At 67.6% G+C, this 21,888-nt stretch carries 22 protein-coding genes; 9 read left to right on the top strand and 13 right to left on the bottom strand.

Features of this window, described 5'->3' with window-relative positions:
• Positions 1-9 precede the first annotated feature (9 nt).
• Complete coding sequence (gene fliF, locus ACS5PM_RS24965; protein ID WP_439390481.1) at positions 10-1,680, bottom strand: flagellar basal-body MS-ring/collar protein FliF; 1,671 nt, start codon at positions 1,678-1,680, stop codon at positions 10-12.
• Positions 1,681-1,865: 185 nt separating this feature from the next.
• Here fliF and fliE point away from each other — a divergent pair, with 185 nt between their 5' ends.
• The gene (gene fliE, locus ACS5PM_RS24970; RefSeq protein WP_439390482.1) at positions 1,866-2,198 is read left to right on the top strand and encodes a flagellar hook-basal body complex protein FliE; all 333 of its coding nucleotides are present in this window, start codon (positions 1,866-1,868) and stop codon (positions 2,196-2,198) included.
• A 135-nt stretch (positions 2,199-2,333) separates the two neighbouring features.
• Positions 2,334-2,963: a sulfotransferase gene (locus tag ACS5PM_RS24975; RefSeq protein WP_439390484.1), complete on the top strand. Its 630-nt coding sequence runs from the start codon at positions 2,334-2,336 to the stop codon at positions 2,961-2,963.
• A gap of 84 nt (positions 2,964-3,047) precedes the next feature.
• Here ACS5PM_RS24975 and ACS5PM_RS24980 read toward each other — a convergent pair whose 3' ends face one another.
• From ACS5PM_RS24980 to ACS5PM_RS25015, 8 genes are all read right to left on the bottom strand, one after another.
• Complete coding sequence (locus tag ACS5PM_RS24980) at positions 3,048-3,500, bottom strand: DUF2846 domain-containing protein (protein WP_439390486.1); 453 nt, start codon at positions 3,498-3,500, stop codon at positions 3,048-3,050.
• A gap of 60 nt (positions 3,501-3,560) precedes the next feature.
• Positions 3,561-4,322 carry a flagellar brake protein gene (locus tag ACS5PM_RS24985; protein WP_439390487.1) on the bottom strand — a complete coding sequence of 254 codons (762 nt, stop codon included), beginning with the start codon at positions 4,320-4,322 and terminating at the stop codon, positions 3,561-3,563.
• A 20-nt stretch (positions 4,323-4,342) separates the two neighbouring features.
• Positions 4,343-4,642, bottom strand: coding sequence for a flagellar protein FliT (locus ACS5PM_RS24990; RefSeq protein WP_439390488.1), 300 nt, complete (start codon positions 4,640-4,642; stop codon positions 4,343-4,345).
• Positions 4,643-4,694: 52 nt separating this feature from the next.
• Entirely contained in the window at positions 4,695-5,123 is a 429-nt protein-coding gene (gene fliS, locus ACS5PM_RS24995) for a flagellar export chaperone FliS (RefSeq protein WP_439390489.1), read from the bottom strand.
• A 205-nt stretch (positions 5,124-5,328) separates the two neighbouring features.
• Positions 5,329-6,750 (bottom strand): flagellar filament capping protein FliD, encoded by a 1,422-nt coding sequence (gene fliD / locus ACS5PM_RS25000; protein ID WP_439390490.1) that lies wholly within the window; start codon positions 6,748-6,750, stop codon positions 5,329-5,331.
• Between the two features lie 242 nt (positions 6,751-6,992).
• Entirely contained in the window at positions 6,993-7,841 is an 849-nt protein-coding gene (locus tag ACS5PM_RS25005; protein ID WP_439390491.1) for a flagellin domain-containing protein, read from the bottom strand.
• 187 nt (positions 7,842-8,028) lie between these two features.
• Positions 8,029-8,874 carry a flagellin N-terminal helical domain-containing protein gene (locus ACS5PM_RS25010; RefSeq protein WP_439390493.1) on the bottom strand — a complete coding sequence of 282 codons (846 nt, stop codon included), beginning with the start codon at positions 8,872-8,874 and terminating at the stop codon, positions 8,029-8,031.
• A gap of 301 nt (positions 8,875-9,175) precedes the next feature.
• On the bottom strand, positions 9,176-10,021 hold the full coding sequence (locus ACS5PM_RS25015) for a flagellin domain-containing protein (protein ID WP_439390495.1): 846 nt from the start codon (positions 10,019-10,021) through the stop codon (positions 9,176-9,178).
• 273 nt (positions 10,022-10,294) lie between these two features.
• Between ACS5PM_RS25015 and ACS5PM_RS25020 the strand changes: the two genes are divergently transcribed.
• The 4 genes from ACS5PM_RS25020 (at position 10,295) to ACS5PM_RS25035 (ending at position 14,448) form a co-directional block, all read left to right on the top strand.
• Positions 10,295-11,377, top strand: coding sequence for a glycosyltransferase family 2 protein (locus ACS5PM_RS25020; protein ID WP_439390496.1), 1,083 nt, complete (start codon positions 10,295-10,297; stop codon positions 11,375-11,377).
• Position 11,378: 1 nt separating this feature from the next.
• Positions 11,379-13,277: an O-linked N-acetylglucosamine transferase, SPINDLY family protein gene (locus ACS5PM_RS25025; protein WP_439390497.1), complete on the top strand. Its 1,899-nt coding sequence runs from the start codon at positions 11,379-11,381 to the stop codon at positions 13,275-13,277.
• Between the two features lie 98 nt (positions 13,278-13,375).
• On the top strand, positions 13,376-13,564 hold the full coding sequence (locus ACS5PM_RS25030; RefSeq protein ID WP_439390499.1) for a hypothetical protein: 189 nt from the start codon (positions 13,376-13,378) through the stop codon (positions 13,562-13,564).
• 248 nt (positions 13,565-13,812) lie between these two features.
• Complete coding sequence (locus ACS5PM_RS25035) at positions 13,813-14,448, top strand: hypothetical protein (RefSeq protein WP_439390501.1); 636 nt, start codon at positions 13,813-13,815, stop codon at positions 14,446-14,448.
• Here ACS5PM_RS25035 and ACS5PM_RS25040 read toward each other — a convergent pair.
• The 3 genes from ACS5PM_RS25040 to ACS5PM_RS25050 are packed head-to-tail and all read right to left on the bottom strand — an operon-like array spanning position 14,445 to position 15,428.
• Complete coding sequence (locus tag ACS5PM_RS25040; protein WP_439390502.1) at positions 14,445-14,744, bottom strand: hypothetical protein; 300 nt, start codon at positions 14,742-14,744, stop codon at positions 14,445-14,447. The two genes, ACS5PM_RS25035 and ACS5PM_RS25040, sit on opposite strands and share 4 nt — an antisense overlap.
• A gap of 38 nt (positions 14,745-14,782) precedes the next feature.
• Positions 14,783-15,058 carry a DUF2277 domain-containing protein gene (locus ACS5PM_RS25045; RefSeq protein ID WP_439390503.1) on the bottom strand — a complete coding sequence of 92 codons (276 nt, stop codon included), beginning with the start codon at positions 15,056-15,058 and terminating at the stop codon, positions 14,783-14,785.
• Positions 15,059-15,089: 31 nt separating this feature from the next.
• The gene (locus ACS5PM_RS25050; RefSeq protein ID WP_439390505.1) at positions 15,090-15,428 is read right to left on the bottom strand and encodes a hypothetical protein; all 339 of its coding nucleotides are present in this window, start codon (positions 15,426-15,428) and stop codon (positions 15,090-15,092) included.
• A 219-nt stretch (positions 15,429-15,647) separates the two neighbouring features.
• Here ACS5PM_RS25050 and ACS5PM_RS25055 point away from each other — a divergent pair, with 219 nt between their 5' ends.
• The 3 genes from ACS5PM_RS25055 to ACS5PM_RS25065 all read left to right on the top strand — a co-directional run bounded on the left by ACS5PM_RS25055 (position 15,648) and on the right by ACS5PM_RS25065 (position 19,805).
• Positions 15,648-17,177, top strand: a complete 1,530-nt coding sequence (locus ACS5PM_RS25055; RefSeq protein ID WP_439390507.1) for a methyltransferase domain-containing protein — start codon at positions 15,648-15,650, stop codon at positions 17,175-17,177.
• A gap of 4 nt (positions 17,178-17,181) precedes the next feature.
• Positions 17,182-17,904, top strand: a complete 723-nt coding sequence (locus tag ACS5PM_RS25060) for a WbqC family protein (RefSeq protein WP_439390509.1) — start codon at positions 17,182-17,184, stop codon at positions 17,902-17,904.
• Positions 17,905-18,884: 980 nt separating this feature from the next.
• Positions 18,885-19,805 (top strand): LysR family transcriptional regulator, encoded by a 921-nt coding sequence (locus tag ACS5PM_RS25065; RefSeq protein ID WP_439390511.1) that lies wholly within the window; start codon positions 18,885-18,887, stop codon positions 19,803-19,805.
• Here the strand turns inward: ACS5PM_RS25065 and ACS5PM_RS25070 are convergent.
• Positions 19,795-21,882, bottom strand: coding sequence for a TSUP family transporter (locus ACS5PM_RS25070; protein ID WP_439390513.1), 2,088 nt, complete (start codon positions 21,880-21,882; stop codon positions 19,795-19,797). The two genes, ACS5PM_RS25065 and ACS5PM_RS25070, sit on opposite strands and share 11 nt — an antisense overlap.
• Positions 21,883-21,888 lie beyond the last annotated feature (6 nt).

Raw genomic sequence — 21,888 nt, forward strand, 5'->3', positions numbered from 1 at the left:
TGTTGGGAGTCAGGCCGCGACTTCGCCGTTGACCCACTCGCGCATGATGTTGGCCACCGCGGCGGGGTTCTCCTTGGCCAGCTGGCGGGCGGTCTCGAGCTTGAGATTCCCGCGCGGGGCCTCGAGCGTGGGCAGCTGAGGGGCACCCGGCAGCGCCGCCTCGTCGTCGACCACCGCATCGAGCTGCTGGCCGCGCTTGTCCGCCTCGACCACCACCGGCGGCTTCAGGGCCGGCCGGATGACGCCGAAGATCAGGCCCAGCGCGACGAGCGCCAGGGCACCGGGCACCGCGCCGGCACGCACCAGGTCCAGCAGCCAGGGCTGCTTCCACAGGGGCAGCTCGGCGAGCTTGTCGACCGGCTCGGCCTTGAAGGGCGCGTTGATGACTCGCACCGAGTCGCCGCGCTCCTTGCTGTAGCCCACCGCCTCCTGCACCAGGGCGGTCAGCTTGTCCAGCTCTTCGGGCGACAGCGGGGTGCTGGTCGTCTTGCCCTTGGCATCGGTGTTGCTGCGGTGGTTGACGACAACGGCGGCGTTCAGGCGGCGGATCACGCCGACCGCGTTGCGCTTCATCTGCACCGTCTTGTCGACTTCGTAGTTGGTGGTCGCCTCGCGCCGGCCGGCGCCGCCGTTCAGCTGGGCATTGGCGGCCTGCAGCGGGGCCGAGGCGCCGTTGATCGGCGCGGTCGCCGGCACCGGCGGCTGGTTGCTGGCGGCACCCGGCACGCCCGAGGGCACGCTGCTGCCGGCGGTCGAAGATTCGTTGGTCGACTGGCTGCGCACCGCCGCCGGCTCGCTGCCCTGATTGGGGCGGAACTGCTCGCTGGTCGATTCGACCTGGGTGAAATCGATGTCGGCGGCCACGGTGGCGCGCAGGTTGTCCCGGCCCACGATGGGCTCGAGCAGATCGTTGACGCGGGCCAGGTAGGTCTTCTCGACCTGGGCGATGTACTGCAGCTGCTGCTCGTTGAGCGACTTGCCGTTGTCGTCCTCGGCGCCGGCCAGCAGCGCGCCGCGCTGGTCGACCACGCTGACCGCCTTGGGGTTCAGCTCGGGCACGCTGGAAGACACCAGGTGCACGATGCCGGCGGCCTGGGCGCGGTCCAGCGCAAAGCCGGAGCGCAGGGTCAGCATGACGCTGGCGCTGGGCTTCTGCTGCTCGCGGAAGAAGCCGTTCTGGTTGGGCAGGGCCAGGTGCACGCGGGCGTCGTCGACGCCGTCGACCTTGAGGATGGTGCGCACCAGCTCGCCTTCGAGGGCACGCTGCATGTTGGCCCGCTCCTGGCGGTCGGTCTGGCCGAAGCGGTTGACATCCAGCAGCTCGTTGCCGACGACGCTGGCCTTGGGCATGCCCTTGGCGGCCAGCTTCATCTTGACGTCGTACAGGCGATCGGCCGGCACCTTGATGGCGCCTCCGCCGTCGGCGTAGCGGTAGGGGATGCCCATGGTGCCCAGCTCGGCGACGATGGCGCCGGCTTCCTTGTCGGGCAGGCCGGCATAAAGCACGCGCCAGTCGCCCTGGCTGGCCCACATGGCGATGGCGATCAGCGTGGCGGCCAGGGCCGCGATGCCGATGCACGCCTTCATCTTCGTGGCCGCCGGCAACGCCGCAAGGCGACCGATCAGCCCGGCAGGGGCTTCGGGGACCAGGGCAACGGGCACGGTGGCGGAGGCGTCCATGGAATGGTTATGTTTGTCGATGTGACAGGCCCATTGTTCGGCAAGGACCCTTCGCGCCAAGGCGGGAGAAGGCTGAAAAACGCCCTTCAGTTCCGACCATCGTGGCCGAGCCCCGTGCTTAGCATTCGGTCCCAGCAAGCTCGTCGTCAGACCGTCGTCACGGCGGCGTGCGAAAGGGACCCGCCATGGACATGAAACTCAAGCCGTTCGATTTCTCGCAAGCCGTCGCCCGCGCCGGCCTGACGCGCGATGGCCTGCCGCTGGCCAAGACGCGCGGCACCGAGAGCGTGGACAAGGCGAGCTTCTCCAACGCCATGACCGACGCACTGAAGGCGGTGAGCCAGCAGCAGCTGCATGCCGAGAAGCTGCAGCAGGAGTTCCAGCTGGGCAACCCGAACGTCAGCCTGGAGGACACCATGATCGCGATGCAGAAGTCGCAGATCGGGTTCCAGGCGGCCTTGACGGTTCGAAATCGCTTCGTCCAGGCGTATACGGACGTCATGAACATGCAGGTGTAGGGCCCCCACGCCCCCCTGCCAGGGGGCTGCCCCCCGAGGGGGCTCGCGCAGCGGACCGGCAGAGCCGGATACGCGCACGCCCTGGGTTCTGGTTGGCGTGCAATCGTTGATGCCACTTGAGGGAGCAGGACTGATATGGCAAAGCACACGGGAAAGGTCTTCTGCGTCGGACGCAACAAGACCGGCACCACCTCCATCGAGCAGGCGCTAGGCTCGCTGGGCTACCGCTTCAGCGTGCAGAACCAGGGCGAGAGGCTGCTGGACGACTGGATCCGGCGTGACTTCCGCCGCATCGTCGAGCTGGCCCGCGGGGCCGACGCCGGCCAGGACATCCCTTACTCCCTGCCGTACACCTACCAGGCGCTGGACGAGGCCTTCCCGGGCTCGAAGTTCATCCTGACCCTGCGCGACAGCCCCGAGCAGTGGTACGACTCCCTCGTGCGCTTCCATTCGCAGCTGATGAAGACGGGCGAGCGCCGCCCCGGCGCCGCCGACCTGAAGAAGCTCAACTACCTCAGCCCCGGCTGGCTGTACCGCGCCCAGTGCGCCGTCTACGGCGTCGACGACGAGCACCTGTACGACCCCGATATCTACATGCGCCACTACGCGGTCCATGCCTACAACGTCACGGAGTACTTCCGCTTCCGGCCCGGTCAGTTGCTGGTGCTGAACCTTTCCGACCCCGAGGCCATGCAGCAACTTTGCGGCTTCCTGGGCATCGAGTTCGGCGGCCAGGGCATGCCGCACCTGAACCGCAGCATGTGACGCGCTTGCGCGGTCAGCGAGCGCCCTCGTATGGGTGGCTCGGCTCCTGGCCGGGCACACCGTCGAGTGACCCGTCGCGAGATCTCATTTGACCGGCTCGGCGCGCTTGAGCACCTTCAACTCGGATTCGCCGACCACGGCGGAGACTCGCTCCAGGTTGGTCGTGATCATGCTGCCGCTGCTGCTCTGCGAAATACGCAGGTAGTAGGTTTCGCCTCCCGCCACGCGGCCCGAAACGGACACGCGCTTCGAGTCGGGGTAGTGGAAGTCCTGCCAGCGGGTGGCGGAAAGACTCACGTCTCCGGCCGGTACGTAGACCGTGGTGTAGGAGTCGTTGGCCAGGATGCCGATCTCCTTGCCGTTGACCTCGACCTTCATGGGCACCCAGGCGCCGAACGGCGTGCGGACCCGGTACAGGTAGACGAGTGCCTGGTCCCCGACCGGGGCCGCAGCCTGGCTATAGATCGGGCCACTGGCCGTGCAGGCCGTGAGCAGGGTCGCCAGGACGGCGGACACGACAAGGATCAAGGAACGCATGCAAGGTCTCGAGGAATTTGGGATCGCGGCGGTGCGCCGGCAGCTGGACCGCCACCGTGCTCAATCCAGCGACATCATTCGCCGGCGCTTCTGCGTCACATCGATGTAGCGCTGCAGGGAGCGCACCGCCTCGGGATCGAGGTTCAGCAGCTCGCAGCCGAGGCGCACGCCGCGTGAATCGGGCTGGATGGAGGTGACGTGATGCACCGTGAGGGAGCAGCGCAGCAGGGTGCCGGCGTCGAGCTCCAGGGTGCAGTCGTTGATCTGCACGCCGGGCTCCACCATGGGCACGTCCGACGGCATGAACAAGGCGCAGCCGCCAACGCTCACGTCGATCACGCGCAGCTCCAGCATCATCTCGGGGATGGCCGGGTGGCGCAGGCGCGCGGTCGGGGAACTGCGTTCCAGGGTGCGGACGCGGTAGCCGTTGCGGCGCTGGAAGCGAAAGAGTTCGCGCGGCAGGGCCGCCTGCAACACGCAGTGCTGGTGCCCGTGCACCAGCATGCGGTCGTTGACCTCGAACTGCAGCTTGATCTGGTCCAGGTAGCCCACGGCCACCGCTTCGTCTGCCTCGACCAGGCGGTGCACCGCCGGGGCCATCAGGTCGGCCGTGAACGCGAGCTTGGCATGCGCCGTGTCTATCGTCCACAGCGTGGTGGCGTAGGACGAACCGTCGGAGCCGTTGAGATTGACCGTCACGCTGCGGTCCATCAGCGACTTCAGCAGCGACTTCACCTCGGCCGCATCGTCGACGCGGAAGGCGTCCAGCGCCTCGGGAGAGCCCAGGGCGTCCAGCGAAGCAGGTCGGGTGTCGGAGTACATCGGGTCAGGGGCGGGTCTGCTCAGTGCAGCGTCTTAGACCGGCCCGCCAGCATGTTGTCGAGGTCCTCCAGCCAGGGCTCGGCCAGGTGGCGGATCTCGGCGTCGTTGAGCAGGATGCGCTGCATGATCCGCGATTTGAGCTTGGATTCCTCGGCCTGGAGATTCTTCTCCTTCGCCGCGTGCTTGAGTTGTGAAATCAGCACGGCGCAGGCGCCCTCGAGCTTGACCACCTCGTCCCATTGGCCGTTTCGCGCCGCGTCCAGCATGTCCGCGCTGGCGCGTTCGATGGCTTCGTAGTAGTTCAGCAGCGTGTGGCTCATGGGGAGTTCTTCAACGATGACAGCGTTGGGGCGGAAGGGACGGATGGTCTTCTCAGTTCGCGGCGACCTTGTCGCCGATCTCGCGCCAGGCGGCGCGCAGCGGCTCGACCAGGTTGACGCACTCGTCGAGGATCGACTCGTCGTTGCGGATGTTGGCTTGCGTCAGGCGCAGGCTCAGGTATTCGTACAGCGAGCGCAGGTCCTCGGCCAGCTGACCGCCTTCGCTCACGTTCAGGCTGGCCTTCAGGCCTTCGTCGACGATGCGGGCGGCTCGGGTGATGGCCTTGCCCTTCGCCTCGATCTGGCCTTGGCGCATGGCGCCGCGAGCGGCCGTCAGCGCGTCCATGTAGCCATCGAACAGCATGGCGATGAGCCGGTGCGGCGAAGCGGAATGCACGCTCGTCTCGACACCGACCTGGCGGTAGGCGTTGGCCATGCCGCCGGAGCGGCCGAAGGGGCTGGAGGTCTGGGCGTAGAACATCGGCTGGGTATGCAATGCGTTGGCGTCTGGTTTACATATCGGAACCTGCAAGCGCAATCTTGAGGATGGACTGAGGCCCTAAGCCCGCCCACTTTCCCCTCCAGTTCCCGCTGCCCTTCCCGCCCCCAAAGCAAAAGGGGCGTGCACCTGCGGCGCACGCCCCTTGCTCTGTCCGTCGGCCGCGCTCGCGCGGCGACGCCGCCCGTCAGGACAGCGAATTGATCATCTGCGTCACGTAGCTGCTGGTGCCCTGCAGAGCGGCCATCTGCGTGTCCAGTGCCTCGTACTGGGCGCGCAGGCGCTTTTCCATCTGGTCGAGCCGGGTCTGCATGGAGTCCTGGCGATCTTCGTTGCGCTCGAGCGTGGATTGCAGCCCGTCGGTCTTGGATTCGAGCGAACCGTCCGAGCCCAGCACCTCGTTGGTCCAGTTGTAGAAGCGCTGCATGATGCCGGTGGACTCGGTCGTGCCGGTGCCATCGTCGGCGAAGAGCTTCTTCAGTTCGCCGAGGTTGCCCAACGCGTCCTCGATGCCGCTGGTCGACTTGGCCAGCGTGCCGTCCTTGTTCATGGTGATGCCGATGTCGGACAGCCTCGAATAGACGCTGCTGCCGGTGAAGTCGGTGTTCATCACGCCGCGCAGCTGCGAGATCATGCCGACGGCCGCCGCATCGCCCTGCAGCGGAGCGCCCTTCTTGGCGGCCTCGTCGTACTTCGTCTGCGCCTTCAGGTAGCCCATGAGGGTGTTGAACGAGCTCACGAAAGAGTCGATCGCCGTCGAGATCTCGGCGGTATCGGTCGAGACCTCCACCGTCGCGGCTGAGGTCGTGACCGCCTTCAGGCTGAGCGTCACGCCGTCGAGGGCGCCGGTCACGGTGTTGCTGGCGGAGCTGATCGGGATGCCGTCGACCGTGAGCGCCGCGTTGCGGGCGGCCTGCGGCGCAGTCATCGGCGAGCTGCCGTCATTGGTGGTGTAGCCGAGCGCGGACAGGCCGGTGGCCGCGTTGCCGTCGTCGCTGTCTTCGGTGGCGGTCACCATGAAGCCGTTCTCGGCTCCGGTGTCATCCGAGCGCATCACCAGCCGTGCGCCGCCGGCGTCGGTCACGATGGAGGCGCTCACGCCGGCGCCGGCGCTGTTGATCTTGTCCCGGATGTCGGCCAGCGTGTCGTCGGCGTCCACGGTGACGCTCACGGGGTTGGAGCCCGACTTCGCCGTGAAGCTCGAGCCGGACCACGTGCCCAGCTGGATCGTGAGGCTGCCGGCGCTCAGGGTGGCGTCGCTGCCCGAGAAGGCCGCGCTGGCCAGGTTCTGCCCGGCGGCCAGCGCAGTGACGTTGACCGTGTGCGAACCCGGGGTGGCGGCGCTGTCGGAGGCCACGCCGACCGCGCTGTCGTTCGACGACGAGGCCTTCATGCCGTTCCAGATGCTGACCGAGGAGAGCGTGCGCACGGCGTCCTGCAAGGTCGAGACGTAGCTCGAGACGTTGCCCCAGATCGAGATCTTGGACGAGATGTCGCCGGCCTCGGTCTTGAGCAGGTTCAGCGGCCTGCTCTCGGCCGACATCAGGGCGGAGATGATCGATTCGGCGTCGATGCCGCTGCCGACACCGAGAGAGCTGATGGTCGTCACGCAGGAGTCCTTTCTTCGCTATCCGCCTTTTCGGCAGGCGGCGGCGGAAACTTGAGGCCGGTTCTTCTTCCAGGCCAATGAAAACGCGCCGCAAGATCCCGGGGCGCTATCGGTGCATCCCTCGGGCGCCTGCGGCGCGCATCAAAACTGACATTCCTCGCGGCCGGCGCCGGGCCGCTCCCCGGCGGCCGCGCACCCTCGCGGAGGGTGGCGCCGGTCCCCCGGCGCCGGGTGTCCCATGACTAGCCCTGGAGCAATCGCAGCACCTGCTGCGGCAGCTGGTTGGCCTGGGCGACCATCGCCGTGCCGGCCTGCTGCAGGATCTGACCGCGGCTCATGGCGGCGGTCTCCGCGGCGAAGTCGGCGTCCATGATCCGGCTGCGGGCGGCGGACTGGTTCTCCACCGACTGCTGCAGGTTGGAGATGATGGCGTCGAAGCGGCTCTGGGTGGCGCCGAAAGTGGCGCGGGTGTTGTTCACCAGGTCCAGCGCGAGATCGATGCCGTCGATGATCGTGCCGATCGCACCAACCGAGGCGCTGGCGTCGATCACCGCCGTGCTCACGGTCACCGCCGCGATGTCGGTGGCGGTGGTCATGTTGCTGGTGGCGATGCTGATCAGGTCGTCGGTCGAGGTGTTCGCGCCGATCTGGAAGTCCATCGTCGTCGCATCCGCGCCCAGGATGGCCTTGCCGTTGAAGGTGGTGCCGCCCAGCACGCGGGTGATTTCACTTTGCAGTTCGGAGAATTCCTTGTTCAGCGAATCCTTGTCCGAGCTGGAGTTGGTCCAGTTGCGGGCCTGGATGGCCAGTTCGCGCATCCGCTGCAGGGCATCGCCCACCTTGGACAGCGCGCCTTCGGCCGTCTGGGCCAGCGAGATGCCGTCGTTGGCGTTGCGGATCGCGACGTTCATGCCGCGTACCTGGGCGTTCATGCGCTCGGCGATCGCCAGGCCGGCCGCATCGTCCTTGGCGGAGTTGACCCGCATGCCGGACGACAGACGCTGCATCGCGGTGGTCAGCGAGCTCTGCGAAGCGTTCAGGTTGCGCTGGGCATTGAGCGACGCGATGTTGGTGTTGATGGTCTGCGGCATGGGGGCACCTCTTCAGTAACCTGTCGGGCAACGCCCCCAGGTCTGTGGAAGCGTTGGACGAATTCTGAAGAGCCCGGGCCTTCGCCAAAGCGCCGAAATGAACCCGGTCAAACCCCCAATTTCCGCCTCATCAATGAAAAAGCCCCCGGCGGGCGACCGGGGGCTTTCGAGGCAGGCGGAACCGGCGTCAGCGCAGCAGGCTCAGCACGCCCTGCGGCAGCTGGTTGGCCTGGGCGACCATCGCCGTGCCCGCTTGCTGCAGGATCTGCGCCCGGCTCATGTTGGCCGTCTCCGCCGCGAAGTCGGTGTCCATGATCCGGCTGCGCGCGGCACTCTGCGCCTCCACCGACTGCTGCAGGTTGGCGATGATCGCGTCGAAGCGGCCCTGCGTGGCACCGAAGGTCGCCCGCTGGTCGTTGATGGTGTCGATCGCGGTGTCGATGTTGTCGATCACGGTGGCGATGTCGCCCGAGGTGGCCGAGGCGTCGATGACCGCGGTCGAGACCGTCACCGCGGTGATGTCGGTGTTGGCCGTCATGTCCTCGGTGGTCATGGTGATCGTGTCGTCGCTCGTCGTGTTGGCGCCGATCTGGAAGGTCATCGCCGTGGCGTCCGAGCCCAGGATCTTCTTGCCGTTGAAGCTCGTGCCGCCCAGCACGCGGCTGATTTCGCTCTGCAGCTCGGAGAACTCCTTGTTCAGCGAGTCCTTGTCGGAGCTGGAGTTGGTGGCGTTGCGCGCCTGCACCGCCAGCTCACGCATGCGCTGCAGGGCGTCGCCGACCTTGCTCAGGGCGCCTTCGGCCGTCTGCGACATCGAGATGCCGTCGTTGGCGTTGCGCACCGCGACGTTCATGCCACGCACCTGGGCATTCATGCGCTCGGCGATGGCCAGGCCGGCCGCGTCGTCCTTGGCCGAGTTGATGCGCAGGCCCGAGGACAGGCGCTGCATCGACACCGCCAGCGAGGCCTGGGACGAGTTCAGGTTGCGCTGGGCGTTGAGCGAAGAGATGTTGGTGTTGATGGTCTGGGGCATGTCGAAACTCCTTCAAGGTTGCCGTTTAGTTCCGGTTAAAGCACCGGCGTCACGTTGCACGCAAATGCCGGGGCTCCTCCGGTCGGGCGTCCCTGGAATGCGGGTACCGCCTGGCCCTCGGTCGTCTCACCGGACCGCAGGTTCCGCGTGATGCGTCCCCTGGTGGCTGGTGTATCGGAACTGCGTAGGGAAACCTTGAGAACTTTCTTCTTGCCTCATGCCTGCGGCACCCCGGAAGGTGCCAGCAGGTCTTGGAACGCAGTGAAGTCAGGCGGCTACATCTTCGGCGGCCGCCCCGCCGTCATCGAAGAAGAGACAGGACGTTCTGCGGCAGCTGGTTGGCCTGGGCGACCATCGCCGTGCCCGCCTGCTGCAGGATCTGCGCCCGGCTCAGGTTGGCGGTTTCCGCGGCGAAGTCGGTGTCCATGATCCGGCTGCGGGCCGCACTCTGCGCCTCCACCGAGGACTGCAGGTTCGAGATGATCGCGTCGAAGCGGCCCTGGCTGGCACCGAAGGTGGCGCGCTGGTCGTTGATCGTGTCGATCGCGGTGTCGATGTTGTCGATCACGGTCGCGATGTCGCCCGAGGTGGCCGAGGCGTCGATCACCGTCGTGCTGCCCGTCACCGCGGTGATGTCGGTGTTGACGGTCATGTTCTCGGTCGTGATCGAGACTTCGTCGTCGGTCGTCGTGTTGGCGCCGATCTGGAAGGTCATCGCGGTGGCGTCCGCGCCCAGGATCTTCTTGCCGTTGAAGCTGGTGCCGCCCAGCACGCGGCTGATTTCGCTCTGCAGCTGGGAGAATTCCTTGTTCAGCGAATCCTTGTCGGAGCTGGAGTTCGTCGCGTTGCGGGACTGGACGGCCAGTTCACGCATGCGTTGCAGGGCATCGCCGACCTTGCTCAGCGCGCCTTCGGCCGTCTGCGACATCGAGATGCCGTCGTTGGCGTTGCGGATCGCGACGTTCATGCCACGCACCTGGGCGTTCATGCGCTCGGCGATCGCCAGGCCGGCCGCGTCGTCCTTGGCCGAGTTGATGCGCAGGCCCGAGGACAGGCGCTGCATCGAGGTGGACAGGGCCGACTGCGAGTTCGTCAGGTTGCGCTGGGCTGTCAGCGACGCGACGTTGGTGTTGATAACGGATGCCATCTGGAAGCTCCTTCACGGGGTGTAAGACAGACCCACCCGGGTCCTGCGGTTGCGCCCCCGATCGAAAGTGGGTGGGGCCGTAGACTGGTTTTCGGATCCTCGATCGCCTGACTTGAGCCTTTTTTTCGGCGCTGTTCGTTGGATCGGTTTTGGCGTGTATCCGGCCGGGGCGGCGGCGTCGCCCCGACGCGGCCGCGGCAGCACACGTTTTGGGCGTGGCGCCCCCGTCTTATCGGCGCTTCACCGGCCGGACCCAACCCTAAAGTTCGTGCGATGTCCGCCATCGCCCCCCCCATAGCCCCGCCCGCCGCCTACCGCGTGGCGCTGGTGATGATCGCCCGCGACGAGGCGCCGCGAATCGAGCGTGCCCTGGCGAGCTTTGCCCCCTTCGTCGACGAGTGCGTGGTGCTCGACACCGGTTCAGGCGACGACACCGTCTCGCGCGCGAGGCGCGCAGGCGCACGGGTGTGTCACTTTTCATGGATCGACGATTTCGCAGCGGCCCGCAACGCCGCGCTGGAGATCGCCGGTGCAGACTGGCACGTGATCGCCGATGCCGACGAGTGGCTGGCCGACGGCGGCGAGGCCATCGCGGCCCTGCGCCGCCAGTCACCGTCTTTCGTGGGCAGCGTGCGGGTGGACAGCGATGACGATGCTTCGCCGCACGCCACGCACACCAGCAGCTGGATCAGCCGCGTGCTGCCGGGCACGGTGCGGTATGAGGGACGGGTGCATGAGCAACCGCAGCACACGCTGCCCGTTCAGCGGATGCAGGTCCGCTTCGGGCACGACGGCTACCTCGGCCCCCAGCGCGCCGCCAAGGCCGGGCGCAACCGTGCCCTGCTCGAGGCCGCGGTGCAGGCCGCGCCGCACGAGGCCTATCTGCATTACCAGCTCGGCAAGGACCACGACGTCTACGAGCGCTATGCCGAGGCGCTCGCGTGCTTCGCCCATGCCGAAGCCCTGTTGAACGGCCGGGTCACCACCTGGTGCCACGACCTTGCCGTGCGGCGCCTGCATGCGCTCAAGCGTTGCGGCCGACATGCCGAGGGCCTGCAGCGCGCCGAGCTCGAGCTGTCCCGCTGGGGCGAATCGCCCGACTTCTTCTTTGCCCTCGGCGACCTGCTGCTGGACTGGGCGGCCGACGAGCCGCAGCGCGCCGGCGAGCTGCTGCCGCTGATCGAAAGCGCCTGGCAGCGCTGCCTGGCACTGGGCGAGCGGCCGGAGCTCGAAGGCGCCGTCGCCGGCCGCGGCAGCCACCTCGCCGCCGCCAACTTGGTGATGCTCTACGAGCAGCTCGGGCAACCCGCGCTGGCCGAGCCCTACCGCCCTCTGCTGGCTCCCGCACTTACCTGACATGAAGAACGACCGCCACCGCGCCGAACAACACCGCCAGGCCGGCCTCAAGGCCCTGCAGGCCAGCCAATGGACGGCCGCCGTGGCCGAGTTCGAGCGCGCCACGCGCCTGGCCCCGCAGGACGCGCTGATGCGCCTGAACCTGGCCCGGGCCCACGCCCGCGCCGGCCACAGCGGCCCGGCCATCGAGGCGGCGCGCGAGGCCGTGAGGCTCGATCCGGCCAGCCCGCTGGCCTGCCGGGTGCTGGTGGAGTACCTGGGGCAGGAGAACCGCTTCGAAGAGGCCGCGGCCGTGTTCGATGCCTATCCGCCGGAGGCACCGCGCGACTTCGACTTCCACAACGCCCATGGCAACGCGCTGTTCCAGTGCAAGCGGCTGCAGGACGCGGTGGGCGTGTTCTTCCAGGCGCTGTCGCTGAAGATCGACGCCGCCATCGTCCACTACCGCCTCGGCCTGACCTTCAAGGACCTGGCCATGACCAGGGAGGCGACCGAGTGCTTCCGCACCGCCGTCTCGCTGGATGACGGGCAGATCCGCGCGCTGGCGCTTTCGCTGCTGGTCTTCGAGGGCCGGCAGACCTGCGACTGGTCGCTGGTCGACCAGGACACTTCGCAGCTGCTCGCGGCGCTGGATGCCACCGACGACTCCACCGGCCAGCTGCTGTCGCCCTTCGCCCTGCTGGCGGTGGACGCCACGCCGGCGCAGCAGCGCCGCATCGGCAGCCTGCGGGTCAAGGGACTCACCTCGGGCATCAAGCCGCTGCCCGCGCCGCCCAGGCGCAAGCCCGGCCCGATCCGCATCGGCTACCTGTCCTGCGACTTCCACCAGCACGCCACCTCGGTGCTGATGACCGAGCTGCTGGAGCGGCGCGACAGCAGCCGCTTCGAGGTCTTCCTCTACTCGCACAGCCCGGACGACGGCAGCGCCATCGGCCAGCGGGTGCGGGCGGCCTGCGAGCATTTCGTCGACGTGAACCACTGGTCGAACGCCGAAGTCGCGCGCCGCATTCGCGCCGACGACATCGACATCGCGATCGACCTGAAGGGCCACACCCGGGGCAGCCGCTTCGAGCTGCTGGCCTACCGGCCGGCGCGGGTGCAGGCCGCCTACCTCGGCTACCCGGCCACCACCGGCGCCGACTTCATCGACTACATGATCGGCGACCCGGTCGTCACGCCGCTGGCCCATGCGGCCCACTACAGCGAACGCATCGCCCAGCTGCCGCACAGCTACCAGCCCAATGACCGCCATCGCGCCCTGCCACCGGCGCCCCCGCGCGCCAAGCTCGGCCTGCCCGAGGACGCGGTCGTCCTGTGCTGCTTCAACCAGGTGTACAAGTTCTCGCCCCACATGCTGGACCTGTGGGCTCGGATCCTGAAGCAGGCCCCCAAGGCCGTGCTGTGGATGCTGGCCTGGAACCCGCACGCCCAGGCCAACCTGACGCGCGAGCTGCAGGCCCGCGGCATCGGCCCGGAGCGGGTCTTCTGGGCGCCGAAGCAGAACCTGGCGCACCACATCGCGCGGCTGCGCGCGGCGGATCTCTTCCTCGACACCTGGCCCTGCAACGCCCACACCACCGCCAGCGAAGCGCTGTGGGCCGGCGTGCCGGTGCTCACCGTGCCTGGCGCCACCTTCGCCTCGCGCGTGGCGGCGAGCCTGGTCTCGGCCTGCGGGCTGCCCGACCTCGCCGCACCGGACGAAGCCAGCTATGTCGCGATCGCCGCGGCTCTCGCCAACGAGCCGGCGACGCTTTCGGGGCTGAAGGAGCACCTTGAGTCGCAGCGGATGTCGCTGCCCTTGTTCGACAGCGATGCCTACGTTCGCGACTACGAGGCGCTGCTGGTGCGGATGTTCGAGCGGGCGGCCAACGGCCTGCCTCCAGAGCACCTGCCGGCCTGAGGATCAGCGCCCCGTGCGGGCACCCGAGAGCCCGCTGTACAGCCGTGTCGGGGCATACCCTTAAAATCCCGCCCCTTCTACGCTTGCGACATAACGACTTGAACACTCCCGCTGCCTCCGCCCCCATCGCCACCAAGCGCGCCGCTCCCCGCAAGACCGGGCGCCCACCCGAAGCCAAACCCCAGGCAGCGCCCGAGAAGGCCGCATTCCGCACGATCCTGATCCCGACGTGCGGCTGGCCGACGGATGCCGCGCTGCCTGACCGCAAGCGCACGACCAAGCGCTGATCATCGAGCACTGATCACCCCGGCGGGCCATCGATTCGATGGCCCGCTTTCATTCGAGGCACGGCAACGGCAGGCGTCGGCCGCCGCGAAACGGCCCCTTCACTTCTCCCCAGCCCCGGCGCGGCATGGGCGCATCGGGATCCACCTGGGCACCGGGCGAAGAATGAAGGACGGCCAGGCGCGAGCCCCATTCCAGGTAGCGGACGAAGCTGGCTACGATGCCGGTCATTCACACAGGCGGAGGCCGAATGCCGAAAACACCCCAGGCGCCCAGCGAGGTCTCTGCGAACAACCCGTGCCCGTTCCTCAGGGCCCTGGTCGCCCAAGGCCTGTTGCCGGACCACCAGGCTTCCATCGCGGAGGTGACGAAGACCATCGTGGGCGTCGCGAGGGCGGGCGAGGGCGAGCCGGACTTGCCTGCAAGCGCGATCCGGGCCATCGCGCTGATCGCCAACGGCCTCGGTCCCTTGCAACTGGCCCGCAACGGCCTGGGCGGCCTGCGGCTCGATGAGCTCCGAGGCGGTCCCCTGGACAAGAAAGGCGCAGGCTCGGGCATCCTCGATCAGCAGGCGAAGATCGATCAGGCCCAGCTGGATCGCCTCGACGAGTTCGCCGGCGACAAGCTCGATGCCGGCGGCCGGACAGAGCGGGGACTGGATCGCGACGATCTCGAGCGGATGATGAACGCCAACTTCGAACGCGCGGCCGGACGCCGGCGCCTGATCGACAGGAAGCTGATGGATGGCGAATGGCCGATCCTGCTCCAGGTGATGGGCAAGCCCGGCCAGGCCGGCCGCTACCTCAGCGTGGCCGAGGTGAGCGATCTCTTCGTGAAACGACGCCTGCCCGAGCGGATGCTGAAGCGGCTCGGCCCGGAGCGCTAACTTTCGCGCTGACAGCGCCCCTGCTTCTCGAACCAGTAGACGACGTTCCCGGCCACGACGATGCTGCCCGAGACGATGGCGCTCGCGGCGGCCGTGGCGCCGGCCGCGACCAGGATGACCGCGCAATCGCGGTCCCGGCAGCGGCCGAAGCCGCCGATCTCGACCGGCTGCAGCTCCATCTGCCTCGAGACCATCCGGCAGTCGAAGTCATAGACCTCGGTGGTGCGGGGGACGAAGACGCAGGCCTGCAGGGCGAGCGCCGAGGCCGGCAGCCACAGGCGCCACCAGCGGCGCATTGCGCAGATCGTTCGACGCGCAGGCCGACGTGCCCGGTTCACTGGGGGCCACCGAAGCGCAAAGCCGACCGCGCCTTCGCCTTTTCAGCCTCCACCTCGCGGTTGCGCGGCTCGGCCGACGTGACGAGCGACTTGATCAGGCTCCTGGCCGCTGCCGCGACTTCTTCCACCGCGCGATCGAAGGCCTCTTCGTTGGCCCTGGACGGCACGTTGAAGCCGCTGAGCTTGCGCACGAACTGCAGCGAGGCATCCCGGATTTCGAGCTCGGTCGCGGGTGGGTCGAAATTGAACAGGGTCTTGATGTTGCGGCACATGATCGAGCGACTCCCGAGGCATCGAAGGACACTAGCGCTTCACGAAATACCAGACCGACAGGACGGCGCACGCCAGGACGATGAAGACCAGCCAGCGCGGAACATCGCACTCGCGTCTTCCGGACGTCTCGACGTCGTAGGCTCCCTGGATCGCACCGCCCATCAGGTCGCCGATGCGCTCCTTCAGGATGAAGCCGGCGACGGCGCCACCGCCACCGCCGAACTTGAGCCAAGGCAGGAGCTCCGAGCGCCACGTGCCCACCGGACGCACCCGGACATGCAGGCCAGAGCCATGCAGCCACCACAGCAGGGTCGCCACCAGAAGCCCCAGCACGAGCCCGATGCAGGCGTAGGAAAGTCGATCTCGCATGGATGGGAAAGGATTCGTCCGAGGGGGTCCAGTGCCGAACGCGTGCAGACATCCCATCCATCGAGCCGCCCGCCTGCGCCATCGTGCCAGTCTAGACGGGGCTCGCGGCGAAAGTGCGAAGCTGCACCTGCATCCCGGTCCTTTTCCTGCCATGGTGCGCGGGCAACGTGACTAGAGTGGCAAGCACCGGCATTTGGCCGGTGCTTGACCCACGCCGCCATGAACCTGCCGCCCGTCCACATCGCCATCATGCAGCCCGCGGGCTATGTGCATTCGCTGGGTTTCCTGGACCAGGCGCGCTACTTCCGCTACCAGTTCCGCCGCATGGGCGCGACGGTCACGATCTCGAAGAACCGGCTGCGCGAGGATGCGGTGAACTTCGTGTTCGGCGCCCACCTCGGCTTCCCCGCCGAATGGACGCGACGGCATGCCTGCGTGTTCGTGAACCTGGAGCAGCTGGGCCACGGCGGCGCCAAGGTGAGTGCGGACTACCTGAACCTGCTGCGCCGCAATGCGGTGTGCGACTACGACGCCGACAACATCCCGGCCTACCTCGATCCGGCCGGCGACGCGGCCGACATCCCGCTGGTGCCTTTTGCCCATGCGCCGTACCTGCAGGGCGAGACCTCGGCGCCGCTGGAGAGCCGCCCGATCGACCTGCTCTTCTTCGGCAGCATGAACCCGCGGCGTCGCGCCTTCCTGGACCAGGTCGAGGCCGCCGGCTTCAGCGTCTCGGCCTTCGACAGCCCCGTCTATGGCGCCGAGCGCGACGCCTTCATCCGCCAGGCCAAGGCCGTCGTCAACTGCCACTTCTACGAGACCAGCCGCTTCGAGCAGGCGCGCGCCTTCCAATGCCTTTCGCTGGGCACGCCGGTGATCTCGGAGCGCACGGAGCGCACCCGCCCCGGCCCGGCCTTCGAGGACGCCGTCTTCTGGCTCGACACCAAGGACCCGGCCGCCTTCTTCCGCCAGCAGTTCAACACCCCGGCCTTCTTCGACGCCGCGCGCGGCAAGCTGGCGGCTTTCACACGATACGACCCGATCGAGGCCTACGCCGACCTGCTGGCCTTCGCCGCCGGCTTCCACCAGGCCCACGGCAAGACCCGCGGCACCGAACCGTGGCGCCCCGCGCGCGTCAACCTGGGCTCGGGCAAGGACTACAAGCCGGGCTGGCTCAACATCGACATCCTGGAGCGCGCCGAGCCCGACCTGGTGCTGGACCTCGGCCAGCCGGTGCCCCTGCCTCTGGACGCACCGACCTGCCGTGGTGGCCATGTCCGGCTGGAGGCCGGCTCGCTGGAGCTGGTCTACGCCAACAACGTGCTGGAGCACGTGCCCGACCTGCCGCTGCTGATGACCAACGTGCTGGCGCTCCTGAAGGAAGGCGGCCAGTTCATGATCGAAGTGCCCTACGAGCACTCCCCCACCGCCTGGCAGGACCCGACCCACCTGCGCGCGCTCAACGAGAACTCGTGGCTCTACTACACCGACTGGTTCTGGTACCTCGGCTGGTTCGACCACCGCTTCGAGATCGCCGAATTCAAGTGGCTGGACCTCCAGCTCAAGCCCTGCGCCAAGGAACAGGCCGCCTTCATGAAGCTCAGCCTGCGCAAGATCCCCACCACGCTGCGCGAGCGCACGCTGGCGCGCACGATGCGGGCCGACTTCGGCGGCATCGAGTCCGACGACTTCTGGGGCGAAGACATCCCGGCGGACGAGGTGGCGCCGTCCGAGGCGGCCTCGATCTGACGAGATGAGCCCCACGGCCACCGGGCGCACGCCGCGGCGCGTGGCCGTGATGCAGCCCTACTTCTTCCCCTACCTGGGCACCTTCCAGCTGGCCCAGGCGGTGGATGCGTTCGTCTTCTTCGACGACGTGGCCTTCATCAAGAAGGGCTACATCCATCGCAATGCCTTGCTGGGGCCCGACGGGCCGCAGCCCTTCACCATCCCGGTGAAGGACGCGAGCCAGAACCGCGCCATCGGCCAGCACGTATATGCCGGCGAATGGAAGCCCTGGCTCGCCACGCTGCGCCAGCTGTACCGCCGCGCGCCGATGTTCGATGCGGTCTATCCGCTGGTCGAAGCGGTGGCCCAGGACCCGGACGAGAACGTGGCGCGCAAGAACGCGCTGGCGTTCATGAGGGTGTTCGAGTACCTCGGCCTGCAACGCGACTGGTCGCTCGCGTCGCGGCATGCGTTGCCGGCGGAGCTTCGTGCTCAGCAGCGCATCCTCGCGTTGTGCGAACGCGAAGGCGCCACGATGTACGTGAATGCCGCGGGTGGCCGCGAGCTCTACGAGCCCGCTGCCTTTGCGGCGGCCGGCATCGAGCTGCGCTTCCTGGCGAGCGAGGCTCATCCCTACGAACAGGGCCGCGAGTGCTTCGTGCCGAACCTGTCGATGATCGATGTCTTGATGCACTGCGAGCCGGGCGCGGTGCGCGAGCAACTGCTGCAGTTCAGTCTGGAGACTTGACCGGTCTTTGCCTTCGAGGGGGGCGAGCACATCGCTGGCTTCGACAGGCTCAGCCCGAACGGGGGTGGGGGTGGAGCCGGCGTTCGCCCTCTCCGTTCACCCTGAGCTTGTCGAAAAGGGCCGGTGACACATCCCTGGCTTCGACAAGCTCAGCCCGAACGGGGGTGGGGGTCAGCCGGGCGTCATCTTCTCCGTTCACCCTGAGCTTGTCGAAGGGCCAGATCATCCTGGGCTTGTCGATAGGCCGGTGGCAATCGCTGGCTTCGACAGGCTCAGCCCGAACGGGTTGGGGTGGAGCTGGCGTTCACCCTCTCCGTTCACCCTGAACTTGTCGAAAAGGCCGGTGACACATCGCTGGCTTCGACAAGCTCAGCCCGAACGGGGGTGGGGGTCAGCCGGGCGTCATCTTCTCCGTTCACCCTGAGCTTGTCGAAGGGCCTGGGCTTATCGACAGGCCGGTGGCACATCGCTGGCTTCGACAGGCTCAGCCCGAACGGGATGGGGATGGAGCCAGCGTTCACCCTCTCCGTTCACCCTGAGCTTGTCGAAAAGGCCAGTGGCACATCGCTGGCTTCGACAGGCTCAGCCCAAACGGGATGGGGTGGAGCTGGCGTTCACCCTCTCCGTTCACCCTGAACTTGTCGAAAAGGGCCGGTGACACATCGCTGGCTTCGACAAGCTCAGCCCGAACGGGGGTGGGGGTCAGCCGAGCGTCATCTTCTCCGTTCACCCTGAGCTTGTCGAAGGATCCGATCATCCTGGGCTTGTCGATAGGCCGGTGGCAATCGCCGGCTTCGACAGGCTCAGCCCGAACGGGATGGGGTGGAGCCGGCGTTCACCCTTTCCGTTCACCCTGAGCTTGTCGAAGGGCCGTTGGCATATCGCTGGCTCCAACGGGCTCAGCCCCCGCACGCCTCATTCCGGCAAGCCAAGCCTGAAGAGGGACAGGTCAGCGGGAACGCCTCGTTAACATGCCTCCCATGAAGCTCACGAGCCTGCGCGCGCTGGTCGCAGCCATCGAGGAAGGCAGCCTGCGTTCGGCCGCGCGCCGGCTGGGGGTCTCGCAACCGGCCCTGACCAAGCTGATTCGGGAGCTGGAGCGCGAGTTGTCGACGACGCTGCTGCTGCGCTCCACCACCGGCGTGCTCGCCACGGCGCAAGGCATGGTGCTGTACGAGCGCGCCATCGCAGCCGACCGCGAGCTCGCCCAAGCGGTGGAGCAGATCCAGCAGCTGGGCGGCCGCATGACGGGCTCGCTCACCATAGGCGCGGTGCCGCTGGCCGTGATGCTGCTGGTGCCCGAGACCTTGCGCACCTTCGGCGGCGAGTTCCCCGAGATCCAGCTGCGCATCATCGAGGAGCTCTACATCGCCCAGCTCACGCGGCTGCGCAAGGGCGAGGTCGACATCGCGCTCGGCCCTTTGCCCGAGCAACTGCCGCCGGGCGAATTCGCCGTCGAGACCCTCATGCCCATCGCCATGGTGATCGTGGTGCGCAAGGGCAACCCCCTGGGCCAGGCGCGCCGCCTGGCCGACCTGGCCAACGCCCGGTGGGTCTACACCGGCGCGACGCCCGATTCAGGCTACGCGAAGACGCTGTACGAACGGCACGGCATGAAGCCGCCACCTGCCGGCGCCCTCGTCAACTCCACCCTAGGCCTGTTGTCCATCATCAGCAGCGGCAACTGCGTCGGGCTCTTGCCGTACCAGATCGCCGTGCATCCCTTCGCGACGCGCCACCTCGACATCGTGCCGGTGGCCGAGGGTCCGTTGAAGCTGACCCTCGGCGCCCTGGCGCGCAGCGATGCAGCGCTCAAGCCCGCGGTGCGGCACTTCATGGCGCACCTGCACCGGGCAGCCCATCACTTGAGCAGCCTGCCGCCAGCAGTCATCAACGCTTGACGATCAGCACCGAGGCCTGCGGCGACCGGGTCGCGAGATTGGTCGACAAGCGTCCGAGCAGCAGGCCGAACGGCGTTCTCAAGTAGCCCTCCTTGAGCACGATCAGGTCGAAATCGCCTTCGACCGACTCCTTGAGGATCTCTTCCTCGACGATGCCCTGGCGCAGCTTGATCGTCGCCTGCGAAACGCCGGCGTCGGACAGGCTGGCACGGATCGCCAGGAGCTGGTCGAACTGGTCGGGCTTGACGCCCAGGCGCTGCGCATCCTCGGCCACATCCGTCGCTTTCGAAGGCTTTCCGGCCCTGTACATGGTGGGCAGGGGCACGGTGTAGAGCACCTCGACGCTCGCCCCCGTGGCCAAGGCCACCTCCTGTGCCATCTTCACCGTCGGCGGGCTGGCGGGCAGGTCGGTGCTGAGCAGGATCCTGCGCACCTGCTCGCGTCCGCGCACCACCAGCGTGGACGTGGTCATGTGTCGCACCATCCGGGTGGCGGCGTCGCCGAGGTGCCACGTCGGATCGAGCGAGGTCAGCGGACGAGCGCCGATCACCAACAGGTGCGAGCCGGCGGAACGCCGCAGCACCTCTTCGTCGGGCTTGCCCGCCGTGAAAACCACCGTGGGCGGCAAGCCCAGGCGTTCGAGGGTCTGGCGGCTCTCCTGCACCGTCGATTCGCTCATGCTGGCTTCCTGGCAGACCAGCAAGGTCGCAGGCTGCTTCAGGCCCGCCGCGATCTGCCCTCCCATGCGCACGGCGGGCAGGTCGGTCGGCGTACCGCTGGCGACGATCATGAGTCCGCTGTTCGCCTGCCCCGCCAGCGCCACCTGCGGGACCTGCGGGACCTGCGCGACCTGTGGCTGCATCTGGCCCACAGGGGCCGCGGCTTGCGCCGATGTCGCTTCGGCACGCTCGCGCAAGACTCCGCGCACCAGCCAGAAGACGATCACCGCGCTCAGGCAACAGGCCGAGCCGAGCATCAGGAAGCCGGAATACGTCGACCACATCTTCTCCGCCGCCAGGGCCTGCTGCAGGACCTCCGGTTGACCGGCGAACCACGACTTCACCGCCGCCTTGTTGTTCTGCAGCCAGAGGCCCAGCTCGATCCGGTCGGCGGTGCCCGAGGTGGTGCGTGCCCACTCGTTCAGCGCAGCACGGTAGGTGTCCTTGTGGCCTTCGGCAAAGTGCTTGAAGACGACCGACACACCGCCGGCGACCATGGTGATGGCGAAGTACAGGCGGATGATGGTGCCGCGCGCGTAGAGCGTGGCCGTCGCGCCCAGCTGCGCGCCCATCGCGGCGCCGATCAGCATGATCATCGCCGCCAGCAGCTCGACGCGCCCCTTCAGCGCGTAGCTGAACGCACCGTAGGCACCGGTGACCATCACCTCGAACAGGTCGGTGCCCACCGCCACCTTGGTCGGCGCGCCGATGATGTACATCAGCGCCGGCATGCGGATGAAGCCCCCGCCGACCCCGAGGAAGCCGGCCAGGAAGCCGGTGAACAGCCCCATCCCGATGATCACCCAGACCGAGATGCGGAAACCCGAGACCTTGAGATAAACCACCGGCCGCAGCTTGATGCCCTGCATCCAGAGCGCCAGCTTCGACTTGCCCGCATCGGCATGGGTATCGTCCGCCGCCGGCTTGACGGCGCGGCGCGTGGCGGTCATGTACTCGTACAGCATGTAGGCGCCCAGCCCGAACAGCAGGCACATGTAGGTCACCCGCACGATCGGCCCGATGCGGCCGATCTTCTCCAGCCACAGGATGAGCGTGGCGCCGAGTTCGATGCCGACCACGGTGCCGATGATCATCAGCAGCGCGAGCTTCATGTCGACGTTGCCGAACCTGCGGTGCTTGAACGTGGAGACGATCGACTTGCCGGCGATGTGCGCCATGTCGGTGCCGATGGCATACGCCATCGGGAAGCCGAAGACGTTGAGCGCCGGCGTGACCATGAAGGCGCCGCCCACGCCGAAGAAGCCGCCGATGACGCCGACGGTGAAGCCCAGCAGGATCAGCGCGAAACCATTGACCTCGGTGCCCGAGATCGGCAGATAGACCACCCAGTCGAACATGAAGGC

The organism is Ideonella flava, assembly GCF_051857595.1.
Taxonomy (GTDB): Bacteria; Pseudomonadota; Gammaproteobacteria; order Burkholderiales; family Burkholderiaceae_C; genus Ideonella.